The 16,724-nt window shown below is 42.3% G+C and carries 16 protein-coding genes; 2 read left to right on the top strand and 14 right to left on the bottom strand.

What is annotated here, in order from left to right; translation table 11 throughout:
* Nucleotides 1-34 precede the first annotated feature (34 nt).
* The 8 genes from rocF to CJU60_RS00445 all read right to left on the bottom strand — a co-directional run bounded on the left by rocF (nt 35) and on the right by CJU60_RS00445 (nt 7,425).
* Nucleotides 35-925 carry an arginase gene (rocF, locus tag CJU60_RS00480; protein WP_024123509.1) on the bottom strand — a complete coding sequence of 297 codons (891 nt, stop codon included), beginning with the start codon at nt 923-925 and terminating at the stop codon, nt 35-37.
* A 74-nt stretch (nt 926-999) separates the two neighbouring features.
* The gene (locus tag CJU60_RS00475) at nt 1,000-2,403 is read right to left on the bottom strand and encodes an amino acid permease (protein ID WP_095712589.1); all 1,404 of its coding nucleotides are present in this window, start codon (nt 2,401-2,403) and stop codon (nt 1,000-1,002) included.
* Nucleotides 2,404-2,626: 223 nt separating this feature from the next.
* Nucleotides 2,627-3,832, bottom strand: coding sequence for an ornithine aminotransferase (gene rocD / locus CJU60_RS00470; protein ID WP_095712588.1), 1,206 nt, complete (start codon nt 3,830-3,832; stop codon nt 2,627-2,629).
* A gap of 340 nt (nt 3,833-4,172) precedes the next feature.
* Entirely contained in the window at nt 4,173-4,775 is a 603-nt protein-coding gene (locus CJU60_RS00465; RefSeq protein ID WP_095712587.1) for a sporulation delaying protein family toxin, read from the bottom strand.
* A gap of 61 nt (nt 4,776-4,836) precedes the next feature.
* On the bottom strand, nt 4,837-5,790 hold the full coding sequence (locus CJU60_RS00460) for a sporulation-delaying protein SdpB family protein (protein ID WP_095712586.1): 954 nt from the start codon (nt 5,788-5,790) through the stop codon (nt 4,837-4,839).
* Nucleotides 5,775-6,329: an SdpA family antimicrobial peptide system protein gene (locus tag CJU60_RS00455; RefSeq protein WP_095712585.1), complete on the bottom strand. Its 555-nt coding sequence runs from the start codon at nt 6,327-6,329 to the stop codon at nt 5,775-5,777. The genes CJU60_RS00460 and CJU60_RS00455 overlap by 16 nt, the downstream gene beginning before the upstream one ends.
* A gap of 182 nt (nt 6,330-6,511) precedes the next feature.
* Entirely contained in the window at nt 6,512-7,147 is a 636-nt protein-coding gene (locus CJU60_RS00450; RefSeq protein ID WP_095712767.1) for an SdpI family protein, read from the bottom strand.
* Nucleotides 7,147-7,425 carry an autorepressor SdpR family transcription factor gene (locus CJU60_RS00445; protein WP_095712584.1) on the bottom strand — a complete coding sequence of 93 codons (279 nt, stop codon included), beginning with the start codon at nt 7,423-7,425 and terminating at the stop codon, nt 7,147-7,149. Before CJU60_RS00445 ends, CJU60_RS00450 begins: the two co-directional genes overlap by 1 nt.
* A gap of 221 nt (nt 7,426-7,646) precedes the next feature.
* Here CJU60_RS00445 and rocR point away from each other — a divergent pair, with 221 nt between their 5' ends.
* Together rocR and CJU60_RS00435 are read left to right on the top strand one after the other, a co-directional pair.
* A complete protein-coding gene (gene rocR, locus CJU60_RS00440) occupies nt 7,647-9,029 on the top strand; it encodes an arginine utilization regulatory protein RocR (RefSeq protein ID WP_095712583.1) in 1,383 nt (460 codons plus the stop codon).
* An 80-nt stretch (nt 9,030-9,109) separates the two neighbouring features.
* A complete protein-coding gene (locus CJU60_RS00435) occupies nt 9,110-9,397 on the top strand; it encodes a PepSY domain-containing protein (protein ID WP_176471061.1) in 288 nt (95 codons plus the stop codon).
* Between the two features lie 116 nt (nt 9,398-9,513).
* Here CJU60_RS00435 and htrC read toward each other — a convergent pair whose 3' ends face one another.
* From htrC to walR, 6 genes are all read right to left on the bottom strand, one after another.
* On the bottom strand, nt 9,514-10,713 hold the full coding sequence (gene htrC, locus CJU60_RS00430) for a serine protease HtrC (RefSeq protein ID WP_095712582.1): 1,200 nt from the start codon (nt 10,711-10,713) through the stop codon (nt 9,514-9,516).
* An 81-nt stretch (nt 10,714-10,794) separates the two neighbouring features.
* Nucleotides 10,795-11,589, bottom strand: coding sequence for an MBL fold metallo-hydrolase (locus CJU60_RS00425; protein ID WP_024123515.1), 795 nt, complete (start codon nt 11,587-11,589; stop codon nt 10,795-10,797).
* A 14-nt stretch (nt 11,590-11,603) separates the two neighbouring features.
* A complete protein-coding gene (locus tag CJU60_RS00420) occupies nt 11,604-12,449 on the bottom strand; it encodes a two-component system regulatory protein YycI (RefSeq protein WP_024123516.1) in 846 nt (281 codons plus the stop codon).
* A complete protein-coding gene (yycH, locus tag CJU60_RS00415) occupies nt 12,436-13,803 on the bottom strand; it encodes a two-component system activity regulator YycH (protein WP_095712766.1) in 1,368 nt (455 codons plus the stop codon). Before yycH ends, CJU60_RS00420 begins: the two co-directional genes overlap by 14 nt.
* Nucleotides 13,793-15,628 (bottom strand): cell wall metabolism sensor histidine kinase WalK, encoded by a 1,836-nt coding sequence (gene walK / locus CJU60_RS00410; protein WP_044160205.1) that lies wholly within the window; start codon nt 15,626-15,628, stop codon nt 13,793-13,795. The genes yycH and walK overlap by 11 nt, the downstream gene beginning before the upstream one ends.
* Before the next feature lie 6 nt (nt 15,629-15,634).
* Nucleotides 15,635-16,342, bottom strand: a complete 708-nt coding sequence (gene walR / locus CJU60_RS00405) for a cell wall metabolism DNA-binding response regulator WalR (RefSeq protein WP_010332599.1) — start codon at nt 16,340-16,342, stop codon at nt 15,635-15,637.
* Nucleotides 16,343-16,724: the final 382 nt, after the last annotated feature.

Here is a 16,724-nt window from a genome sequence, read left to right as displayed (position 1 = left end):
AAACCCCCGCTGGGATGCGGGGGTTTTCACATGTCTACAGCAATTTCTTCCCTAGCAGGGATTCTACGAGCTCTACTGCTGTTTGACCAGTCTTGTTTTCGTGATCAAGAATCGGGTTGACCTCAACAAATTCAGCTGAGGTAATGATACCTGCGTCATACAGCATTTCCATAGCCAGGTGGCTTTCGCGGTAGCTGATGCCGCCGACGACAGGGGTTCCGACACCCGGTGCGTCGTTTGGATCAAGTCCGTCCAGATCAAGGCTGAGATGGACGCCGTCGCAGTCTGATAAATAATCGAGGGTTTCTTCGATCACCTTTGTCATGCCGAGGCGGTCGATTTCGTGCATGGTGTACACCTTCATGCCGCTTTCCTTAATATACTGGCGCTCTCCTTCATCAAGTGACCGGGCACCGATAATGACGACATTTTCCGGTTTGATTTTAGGCGCATATCCTTCAAGGTTCACCAGTGACTCGTGTCCGATACCGAGGCTGACGGCAAGCGGCATGCCGTGAATATTGCCTGAAGGTGATGTTTCAAGCGTATTCAGGTCACCGTGCGCGTCATACCAGATGACGCCGAGCTTATCGTAATGCTTCGCTGTACCTGCGAGCGTGCCGATCGCGATACTGTGATCGCCGCCAAGAACAAGCGGGAATTTTTTCTCTTCAATCACGGTGTTCACCTTTTGAGCGAGCTTTTCGTTTCCTGCCAGTACGGAATTTAGGTTTTTCAGTTCTTCATCGTTTTTGATCTTTTCACGGCTGATCGGAATGTCACCGAGATCTTCAACCGTATAACCCATTTCTGACAGCCTCTCAATCAGATGGGCATACCGGATGGCACTTGGTCCCATGTCCACTCCGCGTCGTGCTTGTCCTAAATCCATTGGCATTCCAATAACCGAAATCGTTTTATCCATCTGTGATTCCACCTCAACATATAAGATAATGTCCTTATGCGGGTTCTAACAAAGATGACTTGCGGACAACGTTTTTAAAGCTCTAGCTGACGATTTGCCTGCTTGCGTTTTTTAATGACGACATGATAAATGATGTAGCAAATGACCATAAACGGTACTCCGCAATACAGCGCGATACGCTGCTCCGGATCAAACGCGAGACTGATGAGAACGACTGTATTTAACGTCAGGCCGATCAGCGGAAGTACCGGATATAGCGGTGTTTTAAATTTCAGATCTTCTATCTTGCCGCCTTCACGGATATATTTTCGTCTGAACCTGATTTGGGAAAGCGATATCGCGATCCAGCCGACTTGCGCGCTCATGCCCGCCAAGGATAGAAGCACCATATACACGGTTTCGGCCGCCGCTACTTTTGACAGAAGCGACAGGCAGGCCACAGCCATCGTTACAATTAACGCGTTCAGCGGCACACCTCTTTTATTTGTTTTGCCGAGCGCTTTGAAGGCCTGTCCTTCATTCGCCATCGCGTACAGGATACGAGTCGATGCGTATAAACCTGAGTTTGCAACGGATAGCAGCGCAATTAAAATAACAAAGTTCATGATATCAGCTGCATATGGAATTCCGATTTGCTCAAATACGGCAACAAACGGACTTTCCACAACACCCGCCTGTTTCCACGGAATCATGCCGGCAATGACAATGATTGAAAGAACAAAGAAGACAAGTGTTCTCCATACTGTCTGTTTGATGGACCGCGGAATCGTTTTTTCAGGGTTTTCACTTTCTCCGGCTGCAACCCCGATCAGCTCAGTTCCCTGGAATGCGAAGTTCACGGTAATCATCGTTATCAATATTGCCTTTATGCCGTTCGGGAATAACCCATCTTCATAAAAATGCGTCAGAAACGGCGCTTGCTCTCCGCCTTTTAGGTCAATGAAGCCGAACATAGCGGCTCCGCCGAGAATAATAAATAAAAGGATAATCAATATTTTAATGCCGGAAAACCAAAATTCAGATTCTGCAAAGGCTTTCGCGGTTATTGCATTTAAGGTAAACATTAGGGCCGCAAAGACCAGACACCAAATCCAGACATCAACGTGCGGAAACCAGCGGAGCATCAGCTGCCCCGCTGACAAAAATTCTATTGCGCATGTAACTGCCCAGCCGAGCCAGTACAGCCAGCCGAACGCAAACCCAAAGGCCGGGCTGATAAATTTTGTCGCATAGGTCTGGAAGGACCCCGATACAGGAAAGGCGACCGCAAGCTCCCCTAAGCAGAGCATGGTCAAAAACATGATAAAGCCGCCCACTAAATAAGACAGAACCGCGCCGAGCGGTCCCGCTTGGTTAATGGTAAACCCGGTTCCCAGGAAGAAACCGGTTCCGATCACTCCGCCCAATGAAATCATAAACAAGTGGCGAGATTTCATTGTCCGCTGGAGCTGATTTCCGTTATCTTGGTTCGTATTCACATTCTGCACCCCTTCAGCAACTTGTATTGGATCTAAGCTGGAACATCTACATGGTGCGTATCCCAGTTTGCTGTCCAAAGAGTCTCTATCTATTTAATATAAAATTCACTTCTTCTCATAAAGATACATTATACTAAAATACTGTAGCTGAGCAAATAGGGAGTGCTAATTTTTCTGTTGTAAATTTATACAAACGAAGTGAATATCCCGCCATGATGCGGATTTATGCCTTTTGCAGCACATGCTTAATTTTTTCAATCGCCCAATCCAAATCCTTTTTGGAAATGATTAATGGCGGTGCAAAACGAATGACGGTATCATGCGTTTCCTTGCATAAAAGTCCTTCATCTTTTAAACGCTCACAATATGGACGCGCCGCTTCCGTCAGTTCCATACCGATAAACAGCCCTCTGCCGCGGACTTCTTTAATGATTGGGTTATCAATGCTCTCCAGCTCTTGTTTAAAATACTCGCCAAGCTCAAGAGAACGCTCCGCCAGCTTTTCATCTTCCAGCACTTCCAGTGAGGCGATGGACACCGCACATGCCAGCGGATTTCCGCCAAATGTGGAGCCGTGTGAGCCCGGGTTAAACACGCCTAAAACGTCGCGGTCCGCCGCAATGCATGAGATCGGGAACACACCGCCGCCAAGCGCTTTCCCCAAAATGTACATATCAGGATCAATGCCATCCCAGTCACAAGCGAATGTCTTACCTGTACGTCCGAGACCCGTCTGAATTTCATCGGCAATCAACAGCACATTTTCTTCCTTACAAATTGCCGCCGCTTCCTGCAAAAATCCTTCAGGCGGAATCACAATGCCCGCTTCGCCTTGAATCGGTTCAAATAAGAATGCCGCTGTGTTTGGCGTAATCGCCTGGCGCAGCGCTTCCGCATCTCCGTAAGGGATTAGTTTGATTCCCGGAAGCATCGGGCCGAACCCTCTTTTATACTCTTCTTCAGAAGAAAGAGAAACCGCCAGCATCGTCCGGCCATGGAAATTTCCGACGCACGCAATGATCTCCGCCTGATTGTCCGCCACGCCCTTCACTTCATAAGCCCAGCGTCTCGCTGCTTTCACCGCAGACTCAACCGCTTCAGCCCCCGTATTCATCGGCAGAATCATTTCTTTGCCCGTCAGCTTAGCCGCCTTTTCGTAAAACGGTCCGAGCTGATCGTTGTGAAACGCGCGAGACGTCAGCGTAATTTTATCAGCCTGATCCTTTAACGCCTGAATGATCTTCGGATGTCTGTGCCCCTGATTCACCGCAGAATAAGCACTCAGCATATCCATATATTCATTGCCTTCCGGGTCCTTTACCCAAGCACCCAGCGCTTCAGAAATAACAATCGGCAGCGGATGATAATTGTTGGCACCGTAATGAGACGTCTGATCAATAATTTCTTTGGATTTTGATAAAGCTGGCATATTTGAATTCCCCCTTGTTTTCTGTTTCAACACTATATCCTGCTTTCCCTTTTTATAAATGCAAGTTTCGTGCCAACTCGCACATTCGTGTATTTTCTACAATATTCGAGGCAAGGGTGCAAAAATATTCAGATATTTCGCGCGAAATTTTCATATAGTGCAAAATTCTTTTGCATTTTCGAATGAATATGTTCAACAAAAAAGGTATACACAAGTCCGATAAGAAGAATTCTTTTAAATAAATATAATTGATACAAGAATGACATGTTAAAAGAATACGTATTCGTTACAATATAAAAAGGCGTAATCTGTATGATGATTACGCCTTTTATCTATAATCTTAGTTTAGCTTCTCTGCAACATCCTTAACAAACATCTCTGTAGCGAGTTTAGACTCTTTATCGTTAGAAGTTATTCCCCAAAATTTCGTTGCATTGTAAACGTACAGATAGTCTACAGCGCCACCTGCTGCTAGTACCAAAACAAAAATAGCAGCACCCAGAGTTTCAACACACTTCCCTGAGACTAAATCCGCATGTTCAGAGCTGCCCATGTTAACCTTCTCAGCAGCTTTTTTTAAAAGATCTCCACCCTTGCCGAATTCCTCATCAATTAATTTAAGATCCTTTTTGTAAACCGATGTTTTCAAATCATTAAAATATTGAGGATCGATTTTTTTCATTTCATTTATTAATAATTGAGTAAGTTCTTTAGATTTATCTGAATTTCTAACATTATAATCGTTAGTGTTCCAAATTTCGGGAAATTTTTTCGAGATTTCACCTTGACCAAAAACAATTCCAGCAAAAACTTCTTCACCTGAGTATTTATGTAGATTCTTTGCTTGAGTAATAGGTGTTGCACCAGAAAATATAGATAGAACCAACATAATGAGCATTAAATAGACCAATTTAAGTTTTAGATCTTGAGCTGCTAAACGCATATCCATTTCTCCTCCCAATTTTTATTCCTATGGCTACGACTAGTGACAGCAAAAACAATGGCTATAATGACTTTCCTGCATCACCCCTTTTCATAAATAAATGGCTAATATAAAATCGTTTTCCTAATGAAAAATGAAATTGTTTTTCTATGGGCCTTAAATAGAGAATTAAAATACCTAGCATAATCATTGAAAAACTTATGAGACCAAACATAACTGCAAAAACTTCATGCATAAGTATTGCGATAATAAACATATATCTTCGATATGGCTTAGGTGAAAATAAAAATGCAAATAATATTAATTGAATAATTAAAGTTCCCCAAGTTGGGATCACAACTAAAGGTGATGACAAAAAGTCATTAAATAAGTTATGTAATAAAGGCGGAAAACCTAACATTGGATCTTGAGCGTAATAATAAACAGCAGTTCCATTTAACCAATCTTGATCAGCTAATTTTGCCGCGGCTGAGTTAAAATATAAAATTGCAATTTGAATCCTAATAAACACAAAAGTTGTTAGTGCTATGACGCGAAAATATAAATCTTTCTTGTTGAGGAGACTCGTACCTGTCTGTATATTTTCCCAATGCCATTTTCTTGAATCGGTCAATGTTATAGGCAGGAGTAATAATGTGAAAACTGCACTCACTTGCTCTCCTCCATCAATAGTCATAGCGGATACTTGTAAACTATAAGATATCCACCAGTGTATAATTCCAGTCAATCTGGGTCTCCAGCCTGACACAACAACCAGTAATAAGATGACACAAATCCATCGTATTAAATTAAGGTATATATGGTTATTAGGCACTGTACAAAAAATGCTGTATGTTCCATTACAATACGGTGTTACTTGTCCTGCACCCGGTCTAAAGAAAATGCTAGGATCATTTAAAGCAAGTGTTAAAGCTGTAGATAATGCCATAATACTTCTTGCCAAACCATAGACATTGGTCCAGGGTACGTTATCATTTGCCCACTTATAAATTTTAGTGTTTAACGTTTCGAACATTTTACATTCACCCTCACAACCTTAGAAGTTGGAACCACCTTATATTGGCTCCATGCCCATGGTATAAGACTTCCACTTACGATTCCCAGATCACCGCAAAGTGAAGCATATGGCGTAGGGTTTGTAAGGTCCGTTTGTACCTTCATCTCATCAAGACAATTCTTTGCATCCTTATCACATGTTTTCCACTTTAAAGAACTTGGCAGTTTAGAAATAATTAATCCAAGTTCTATGCCCTGTGCTCTTCCATATCTATTAAGCCCAAAGACATTTCTTATATTGTTATTTGGCCATGAAAGCATATCTGTATCACCATTCATACTGTATGCATAAAGATGATCAGATCTTGGATCTCTACTGTAAAACCCCCATCCTTGTGGAATAAATTGTTTTACCAAAAACTCTGCTCTAACAGTTGTGGAGAGAGGATTTTTCGGTAATGCAACTATGATACTTGAGATAAGCAAGATCGTTAGACATGCACAAATTGTTAAAAAAAAGAGACCTATTCTACTTTTATCACTACTAAAATCGTTCAATTATGAACACTCTCCCGATTACAATTTATCCTATTTATTTCTAAATAAACCCATAAAATACAGAAAAATATTATCATAATCTGAGTGAAAAATGAATAGTTTTTGAATATTTAGTTATTTTTTCCTAATTAAAAAGAGGTTAGAATAAGACTCTAACCTCTTTAAACAGGAAACATAACCGGCTACTTATTTAGTTCTTTTTGATATATGAAATAAGATCCTAATACGGATAAGAGTATGCTGCCTATTACCGCTATAAAAATAATCGGCTCAGTAAAAGACTCAGGAATAAATGCAGTTAAAACAATAATGATTCCGGCTAGAACAAATATTCTTGAACTCAATCTATGTGTAAGCCTCCATACATTTTCACTGCTTAATGTCCAAGGAGTTCTAATTCCCAAGAAGTAATTCGGTCTAACCTGCTGAAGAAAATTACCGAAAACCATAAATATAGCTCCAAGAATAAATGATCCTAAATATGGAATAGGAAGTTTTACACCTAACCCCGTCAATATTGTAATCAAATTAATGATAAATAAAACGAGAAACATGGTATTAAAAATAGTTAAGTATGCACGAGTAAAGGCCGTATAGTTTCGCCGGGGATCAATTTTAGGAATAAGCACCATAAGAATATATTGAATTATCATTATACCTACCAATGTGGCTATAGCGGTAGGTTTCTTAGAAAAATCATCTGCTTCACCGCTTATTCCCCAATGTGTTGCCAATTCATTTGGTAATTGTGAATATGTTATAATCCAAGCTAAAACTGTTAATGCTATCATAATTAGTGCAAAGAAATATTTTTTCATCATTCTTCACCTTCCTTCTTGTCATGGTCTGTAAGGGAAAAAAACCAGCCAATAAGATCTTGAAGTACAGTCGTATTTAAAGAATAAATAATATATTGTCCCTTTTTTTGGTCTCGAACTAAATCAGTGTTTTTTAAAATATTTAAGTGATGAGAAATACTAGGTTTTGACATATCAAATTGGTCAGCAATCTGCCCGGCTGTTAAATCTTGTTGTTTTAACAAATCCAAAATCCTTCTCCTTGTAGGATCGGCCAAAGCTTTAAAAGCCTTATTCAAATAATTCTCCCCCCTTTTAGGAAACATTAGGATTTAGATATTTATCTAAATAATAAAACATTTTATTTTTCCAGTCAATATACAATATCAGTATTTCCTTCCTATACGATAAAAAGATTAACTGTAACCGAATCATAAGTGCAAAATTCTTTTGCATATCATCTCCATTCTTTTATAAAATAGAAGCAATATTAAGAAAATAAATGAGGGAGGTTTATACTTTGGTCAAAGACAGCGAATTCCTCACATTAGTGTTTCAGAGCATTTTGGATGAAATTGATGTCGGCCTGCACGTGGTGGACGAGCATGGAAACACGATTGTTTATAACAACAAAATGATGCAAATTGAAGATATGGAGAAGCAGGACGTCTTAAATAAAAACCTGATGGATGTATTTATGTTTTCGAAGCAGCAGGACAGCACACTTGTGCAAGCCCTTCAGGAAGGCAAAACGATCAAAAATGTAAAGCAGAGCTATTTCAATAATAAAGGCCAGGAAATTACGACAATCAATCATACATATCCGATCGTCCAAGACGGCAACATCAAAGGCGCTGTCGAAATTGCCAAGGACGTGACAAAGCTGGAACGCCTGATCAGAGAGAATATGCATAAAAAAGGAAACGCGACGTACACATTTGACAGCATTCTCGGCACCAGTCCGGCGATTCAGGATGTCATCGAAAATGCCAAGCGGGCGACCCGCACGTCTTCATCGATTCTTCTCGCAGGTGAAACCGGCACGGGAAAAGAGCTGTTCGCACAAAGTATCCATAACGGCAGCGACCGATCAAGCGGCCCGTTCATTTCTCAAAACTGTGCGGCTCTGCCGGACAGCCTGGTGGAAAGCATCCTGTTCGGTACGAAAAAAGGCGCGTTTACAGGTGCCGTTGACCAGCCTGGCTTGTTTGAGCAAGCGCATGGCGGCACACTTCTGTTAGATGAAATCAACTCACTGAATTTGAGCTTGCAGGCAAAATTGCTGCGCGCCCTGCAAGAACGGAAAATCAGACGCATTGGTTCGACCAAGGATACACCGATTGACGTGCGCATTATCGCCACGATGAATGAAGACCCGATTGATGCCATTGCGGGTGAACGGATGCGAAAGGACTTGTATTACAGGCTGAGCGTCGTGACACTGATCATCCCTCCGCTTCGGGAACGCAAAGAGGACATTTTGCTTCTCGCGTCAGAGTTCATCCAGAAAAACAACCACCTGTTTCAAATGGCTGTCGAACATATCAGTGAAGATGTGAAGCAATTTTTCTTATCCTATGATTGGCCGGGAAATATTCGCGAACTTGAGCATATGATCGAGGGTGCGATGAATTTCATGACAGATGAACAAACGATTACGGCCAACCATCTGCCATATCAATACCGCATGAAAATCAAGCCGGCAGACATCTCGAAGACGGAACCCGCAGGGCATCAGCCCGCCGCTGATTTGAAAGAAAAAATGGAGAGCTTCGAAAAATATGTGATCGAAAACATCCTTAGAAAACACGGCCATAACATTTCAAAAACCGCTCAGGAGCTCGGCATCAGCAGACAAAGCCTGCAATACCGGCTGAAGAAGTTTTCTCTGCACGCAAAATAACAATCTTAATTACCCGAGGAGAGCCGGATCAGAAAAACCGTTCATCTTCCGATTTCACTTTTCACTTCAGTTTACATCTGATGATAAGGAGGAAATACCAAGGGACTGTTCAATCAGCTCAAATGAAGAAAGTGGACGGCGTATACGTCTATGTCATTAAAGTGCTTGGAGAAGATGGCAAACTTCATACCTTCAATGTCCAGAGCAGCATGAAAGTAATGAAACATCAGGTTCAGAAACCATCACAAAAGCAAAAGCACATAGCATTGCGGTCACAAATACAAAAGTACCGGGAAATCTTCTACGTTGTCGAAAGAAAACGGAAGTATTTGCAGCTGACAAGCCCTTACACGCTGTTTCACGTGTAACATCCATCTTGTATTTTTCTTCATATTCGATCTATCCTTTTAGAAACGGAACGGACGCCCCCGTTCCGTTTTTTTGCATAAAAAAACAGCCTGGCATCAGTGCCAGACTGCTTTTATTAACTTCCTAACTGATCTGCGGAGGACAGCTTCACTTCAACGGATTTTTCTTTTCCGCCGCGGTAAAACGTCACCTTCACCCGATCACCGACTCTTTTCTGATAAAGCCGCTTCCGAAGATCCACAATATCATTTATTTTTTGCCCGTCAAATTCAGTGATGACATCCAGCTCCTTGAGTCCCGCTTTTCCGGCAGGTGAAAAGGCATCTACACCCATTATCACCGCTCCATTGGTCACATGTTTAGGAAGCTTCAGTGTTTCATCCCAATGATAGCTTGCAATATCGCTTAACGATTTCATTTCAATTCCAAGAAACGGACGCTTCACTTTGCCGTATTTCTCTAAATCCTCTATCACCGGGATCACAAGCTTAGATGGAATGGACAGGCCAATCCCTTCAACCGCTGACTCCGCGATTTTCATTGAATTGATGCCAATGACTTTTCCGTCCATATTCAACAAAGCTCCGCCGCTGTTCCCCGGGTTAATGGCCGCATCGGTTTGCAGCACCTCTGCATTCCAGTCAGGCTGACCGTCATCATTGGAATCTACCGGAATCGCCCTCTCTGTTCCCGATATGACGCCCTGTGTGACAGAACCTGCAAATTCAAGGCCTAACGGATTGCCGATCGCAATCACCGGTTCACCAGATTTCACTTTATCTGAATTGCCAAAATCAGCGACAGCTTTGATTTTATCGCTTTTCACCCGCAAAACGGCAAGATCCATCAGCTGGTCGCTGCCGACAAGCTCAGCAGACACGCGCGAACCGTCTTTTAAACTGATTTCAATTTGGGAAGCGCCCTCGATCACATGATGATTGGTCACGACATAAGCAGAGTTGTCATTTTTCTTATAGATGACGCCTGAGCCGCTCCCAGCCTCACCGCTTTCTCCCCAAATATCTGTTTTTTGAATGTTTACGACACCGACAACAGCCGGCGACACTTTGCTGACAATCTGAGTGACAGCGTTGTTCACACTGACATTCACTGTTCGAATTGATTCCCGGCCGTTGGTCTGCTGCTGATCCGCCTCGCCCGTATCAAACCCCTCATTCGAAAGGTACGGCATAATAAACGCCATCAATACAGCGCCGACAATCACCCCGATCAGGCTTGAAAGAAAATAACCTTTTTTGCTTCTCTTCGGCTGTTCAGGAGTATTATGTTCTTCCTCACGCTCGTAATCCACCATATTCCATCCTTTCAGAGAACGTTGATATGGTTATATTGTGGATTAGAAACTCCTATAATAGTCATGTTACACAAGAAAAAATTATACAGCGCAAAGCGGAGTAGCCTTTTTCGGATCGGTATCAAACAAATCAAATGTTTCGCCTGTCACAAATCCTTTAGAAGCCAATGTCTGCTGGACAGACATTCTGGCCAGCTCTTTCATATTGTTGTCCTGACTCAAATGAGCGAGGTAGATACGAGACGTCTCGTCGCCGATGACATCAGTCATCGCCAACGCAGCGTCTTCATTTGAAACGTGCCCGACATCACTTAAAATCCGCCGCTTAATGCTCCAAGGGTATCTTCCCATTTGCAGCATGCCGACATCATGATTGCTTTCAAAAACGAACACATTCGCCGAGCGGATAATGCCCTTCATCCGGTCGCTGACATACCCTGTATCTGTCATTAAAGCGAGCTTGCGCCCATTACAATGAAACACATAAAACATGGGCTCTGCCGCATCGTGAGAGACGCCAAACGATTCTACATCAAGTCCGCCAAACGACTTCACCGTCTCCATCGGAAACTCAAACTTTTGATCGGTATCAATTTTGCCGATCTGGTTCTCCATCGCCTTCCACGTCTTCTCGTTCGCATAGATCGGAAGCTTGTACTTTCTGGCGATGACGCCGAGGCCTTTAATATGGTCACTATGCTCATGCGTCACAAAAATGCCGTCCACATCATCCAGCTTACGTCCGATTTGCGCCATTAATCCGTCCATGGCTTTCCCGCTCAAACCGGCGTCCACTAAAAACGCGTGATCCTCTGTTTCCAGATAAAACGCATTTCCCGTACTCCCGCTCGCAAGAACGCTAAATTGCAAGCTCATTTCAGTTCACTCCATTATTTTGATTGGTCTGTATCTAAAATCGTACTCTCCAAAGCATTCACAGTAAAATACTCTTGCACTTTCTTTTTCTCGCCGTTCACTTTTTTATCATACTCCACCGTAACTCTCCATACCGGAGCCAGCACCTGCGTGCTTGTCAGCGGATATTGCGCCACATAGCCGAATTTCACACTCTTTATGGTGCAGTATTCTTTTAATTGATTTTGATAGTACAATAATTCAACCGCATCAAGCTCAGTAATTAAGTTTTCCTTCTGAATCTGTTTAAAGGTTTCAAGCGTCGACTGCTCGTATGACACAACCTCGTTTTTATCGTTTAAGTGCAAAATCACTTGTCCGATCATATTAGAGGAGTTGTCAGTCTTCTGATAAATGTAATGACCTTCATACGTTTGGAAGTAAATGATTTCTTTTTTAGATTTATCCACCTTCCAAAGCTTATATTTTTCACCATCTTGAATTTTAGAAGACACAAGCGCCTGTGCATCGTCCTCTATGTTTTTCTTTGAAAGGGCAATCGGGCTCGTAAACTTCATCTTTAAGTTCGTTACTTTATGATCATCACTAGGCATATCCATCATAGGCTTTTGATCCTTGAGTGATTCAATATCATCCTTCGTGAAGACTTTTTGATTCGCTGTGATCCGATAGCCTTCTATCGCTTCTTTATCCAGACCTTCATACGTGATATGGTCTGCCTTCATGTCATGCTCTACATCATTTTTAATGACTTCATATTCTTTACTATTAGATCGCTTCTCAAAAAACTGATAGCCTAAGAAAATATCTAAAATGAGGAAGGCAACGATGAAGATTGTTTTTGTCTTATTCCACTCCATTGTCTGCCCCCTCCTTCGTCAATAATTCCTTCGTAATCGGCACCATTTTTCCGTTTATTTTCATAGCCCAAACCGGTTCAAGCTCAACAAGAGGATCATCGTTGGTTGATGTTGAGATCATCTGATACGCAGGGAAAATCTGATCAATTTTGTCCGTATCATACGCCGTTTGTTTGGACAGAAGGGCCCTCACTTCCCTGCCGCTCATCAGCTGTGTCTCACTTGTTTTAATCGGATTCGTTCCAAGACTGTAGTTCGGCCGTTTATAGCTGAGAATATCGTCATTGGCCCATTGGACGGTGATTGCCGAAGTTCCGCCAAACGGTTTAGACATGCTGTTAATGACCGGGAGCTGATCCATAAAGATATAGAAGCTCAGCTGCTGGCTGTCGTTGATATTAAAAAATTGATAGTGATCCGTCCAGCTTCCTGTATCCTCTAGGTACTTCTGGCTCTTTTTGATTAATTCACCTGTTTGATACGAAGTGCTCTGCACTAAATTACGCTGCTGGAATTGAACCTGCCGCTGGGTCAGGCTGACATCTAAACGGCTGATGCCGTCCGTCAGTACATTTCTGTTATTATAATTCGAATCTTCTCTTACAATGCTCGGATCGCTGAACAGCGCTTGTTTAAAAGTGTTTGTTTTAATTGATTCCGTGACAAATTCCTTTTTATCCATCGTAAGCGATTTGTTCGGAAGCAAAAACTCTTTCTTTGTGCCGATCGAGAACAAGCTGTACGCAGGCATATTTGATTCTTTGTTTTTTAAATCGTTCATGATATTCCGGTAGTTTGCTGATTCAACCGTCACTTCCAGAATAAGCTGCTTGCTGTAAGATACCAAATAAATCTTCTTATTGGTTTTTGTTTCATCGAATGGGACCATAATATGATCAAACGAGCTGTATTCAAACGATTGATTGGACCATTTAAACAGCGTTTGAATAATATCAATAGGTATCGTGTCACTGAATTGCAGATCAAGCTTGGCAGCAGAACCGCCTCTTCCATAAAACCAGCTCTTAAATCCGGCCTTATCATATTGATCCGATATATCTTTAATGCCTTTTACATCCCAATGCGGCAAATCTGACCAGACTTCATCATAAAGCGTTTCATCATCGACCTTATAATGAGCACCGTCATCATGTATAAACATTTCCCGCGGTTTTACCGTTTCAGACAGCTTTTGGGTATTTTTTTCAATTTTATGCTTCTCACGCACCGTAGACTCTGCTGATGACGAGTCTTCAGAAAAATTAGGCTGAAATGTCCATATGCTCCATGTAAAAACAAGACTGATGACGACGAGTACCGTAAGTAATATTGTTTTTATATTTTCACGCTTCATCCCAATCATCCTCTTGTTCCTCTTTATATGGAAGAGTAAAAGTTATCGTTGTGCCTTTTCCTTCTACACTGTCTGCCCAAATATCTCCGCCGTGCGCCTGAACCATTTCCCTGGCAATAGCAAGTCCCAGACCGGTCCCGCCGAGCTTTCTCGTTCTCGCTTTATCAACCCTGTAGAAGCGGTCAAAGACTTTTTCGACATCCTTTTTCGGAATCCCGATCCCTTCATCCTTAACGCTGATATAGAGAAGTTCTTCCTCTTCATTTACGTCAATTGAGAAGGTGACATGTCCGCCTTCAGGTGAATATTTTAAAGCGTTGGAAATAATATTATCGAGCACCTGCGTAATTTTATCCTGGTCAATCTCCACATACAGGTTTCTGTCCGGCAGATTGCGGATAAATTCCACATGCTGCTCTTTCGTCATTTCAAAACGATCAATAATGAGCGACATAAATCGGACGATTTGAATCCACTCACGATTAAATTGATAATCCTTGCTGTCAAACTTAGAAAGCTGAAGCAAATCGTTTACAAGCCGAATCATCCGCTCTGTTTCATTCTGCGTCACCATTAAGAAACGCGGTGCAATGTCTTTATTTTCCCACGCGCCTTCCGCTAGTGCCTCTAAATAACTGCGCATGGTCGTAAGCGGCGTCCGCAGCTCGTGTGATACATTCGCTACAAACTCTCTGCGCTCCTGGTCAATTTTCTCCTGCTCGGTTACATCGTAAATGACAGCAATTAAACCGTCGATTTTGCCATGCTCCCTTTGAATCACGGAGAAATTGACACGAAGCACTGTCAATTCATCGTCGCGCTCAATTTCGAGCAGCATAGAGTCCTGCTGTTCGACTAAATCTTCAAAAGTATAATTCTCTTGAATCCCCAGCAGGCTTGTAATCGGCATTTCTAAGGCTGTTTCACGTGAAACGTTCAGCAGCTCCAGCGCCGGGCTGTTCAAGAGAATAATCGCGCCGTTTCGGTTTGTGGCAATAACGCCATCCGTCATATAGGCAATAACAGAGGAAAGCTTTCTGCGTTCACCCTCTGTCATTGCCTGAGCATCTTCAAGCTCTCTCGTTAAGTGATTAAACGTTGTGGCGAGCTGTCCAATTTCATCATGTCCGTACTTTCTAACCTTCCTGGAGAAATTCCCTTTCGCAAGCTCCATTGCCTGCTTCCTCATATCTGAAAGCGGGTGGGTAATGGTTCTGGCCAGAAAAATACCGAGAAGGGCTGTCAAAACGAGGGCCAAACCAGTGCCGGAGGCCAGTATCGTGTTGATGGTCTTCATTTGGCCAAAGACATCTTCCATGCTCGCTACTACATAAATCGCTCCGACAACCTCTTGGTTTTCAGTCGTAACGGGCTTTGCGGAAATGAGGACTCTTATTTTGCTTTTCGGGTCATAATATTTTCTCGAATAAGACTGTTTAGTAGAAAAAATTCTTTTGAAAATGAGATCTGTCGTTTGTTTCCCTGCAACTTCTTCTCCATATGGCCTTGAAGAGCCAACCACTTCATAGCTTTTATCAACAAAACTAATTTCTCGTATCTCATCACTCTTCGTGAAGTCATTCAAAATACGGCTGACATCATCCTTAATGACGGTGCTGTCATTATCACTCTTATATTCCTGCTCAATATAATAAGAAAGGTTGTCGATTCGCTGATTAAGCGATTGTTCATAAGAGGTAATCAGCGACTTCTCTACCTGATTGACAAAATACACACCAATGACTTGCATCGCGATGATAATCAAAAGCACATAAATCAAGGTAATCTTAAATTGGATCGACCGAAAAAAACCAACCTTATTCATTGGGCATTAGTCCTGTTCTGGGTTTCTCAAGTAATAACCGACGCCGCGGCGTGTGACAATCCAATTTGGATGGCTCGGGTTGTCCTCAATTTTTTCACGAAGGCGGCGCACTGTTACGTCAACCGTTCTGACATCCCCAAAGTAATCGTAGCCCCAGACTGTTTGCAGCAAGTGCTCACGTGTCATGACTTGACCGATGTGTTTTGCCAGGTAATGCAGCAATTCGAACTCACGATGGGTTAATTCGATCGTTTCATCTCGTTTTGACACTACATACGCGTCAGGGAAGATCACGAGGGAGCCGATATGAATGTCGTTGGAAGATGATTCTTCCTCCGCTGGCGCTGTTGTCAGTTGGCGGCGCAAGTTCGCTTTCACACGGGCTAAAAGCTCTCGTGTGCTGAATGGTTTCGTAACATAGTCATCCGCGCCGATTTCAAGCCCGATGACCTTATCAATTTCTGAATCCTTAGCCGTCAGCATAATGATAGGCATATCGTATTTCTTTCTGACTTCACGGCATACTTCAACGCCGTCTTTATTCGGAAGCATAATATCTAAAAGAATTAAATCAGGCTGAAGCTCTTCCACCATTTCAACGGCTTCATTTCCGTCATAGGCGCAATGCACTTCATAGCCCTCTTTTCTTAAGTTAAATTCTAATATATCTGCAATCGGTTTTTCATCATCTACTACAAGGATCTTTTTATCCATCATTTTTGATTTCCTCCTGCCGAATGGTCTTCATTTCATCTATATCACATTCGTTACATCACTTATGGCCCAAATAGAACAATGGGTCCTTGTCTATTATAACGGTTTAAGGTCAAAAGATAAAAAAAATAAAGGTTTAGAAAAAAACACATTTTTCACCTTCATCCACCAGTTGTCTATCTTTTGTCATGTTTTTCAACTTTTCTTAAAAAAGATAACTTAAATGAAACCTCCCCTCACCTGCGTGCGTCATTTCATTGACGTCTTCTTCTTTGAACCGGCCGCAGGGCCGGTTCTCCCTTTTTCTTCTATTATAACACTCCGCATGTTTATCTTTTTTATAAAGAAAAAACGCACCTACGATTGCAGATGCGTTTGGTAA

Source organism: Bacillus sp. 7705b (assembly GCF_002289525.1).
Classification (GTDB): Bacteria; Bacillota; Bacilli; order Bacillales; family Bacillaceae; genus Bacillus; species Bacillus halotolerans.
The sequence above is the reverse complement of the archived record's forward strand: the minus strand, read 5'-3'. Positions and strand labels throughout refer to the sequence as shown.

Bases quoted from the DNA above. Each gene is read 5' to 3' on its own strand.
- CJU60_RS00450 (WP_095712767.1), bottom strand. From the start codon at position 7,147: ATGAAAAAATATTTCTTTGCACTAATTATGATAGCATTAACAGTTTTA.
- CJU60_RS00425 (WP_024123515.1), bottom strand. From the start codon at position 11,589: ATGAGCTTGCAATTTAGCGTTCTTGCGAGCGGGAGTACGGGAAATGCG.
- CJU60_RS00435 (WP_176471061.1), top strand. From the start codon at position 9,110: ATGATAAGGAGGAAATACCAAGGGACTGTTCAATCAGCTCAAATGAAG.
- walR (WP_010332599.1), bottom strand. From the start codon at position 16,342: ATGGATAAAAAGATCCTTGTAGTAGATGATGAAAAACCGATTGCAGAT.
- htrC (WP_095712582.1), bottom strand. From the start codon at position 10,713: ATGGTGGATTACGAGCGTGAGGAAGAACATAATACTCCTGAACAGCCG.
- rocF (WP_024123509.1), bottom strand. From the start codon at position 925: ATGGATAAAACGATTTCGGTTATTGGAATGCCAATGGATTTAGGACAA.
- CJU60_RS00420 (WP_024123516.1), bottom strand. From the start codon at position 12,449: ATGGAGTGGAATAAGACAAAAACAATCTTCATCGTTGCCTTCCTCATT.
- yycH (WP_095712766.1), bottom strand. From the start codon at position 13,803: ATGAAGCGTGAAAATATAAAAACAATATTACTTACGGTACTCGTCGTC.
- walK (WP_044160205.1), bottom strand. From the start codon at position 15,628: ATGAATAAGGTTGGTTTTTTTCGGTCGATCCAATTTAAGATTACCTTG.
- rocD (WP_095712588.1), bottom strand. From the start codon at position 3,832: ATGCCAGCTTTATCAAAATCCAAAGAAATTATTGATCAGACGTCTCAT.
- CJU60_RS00460 (WP_095712586.1), bottom strand. From the start codon at position 5,790: ATGTTCGAAACGTTAAACACTAAAATTTATAAGTGGGCAAATGATAAC.
- CJU60_RS00465 (WP_095712587.1), bottom strand. From the start codon at position 4,775: ATGCGTTTAGCAGCTCAAGATCTAAAACTTAAATTGGTCTATTTAATG.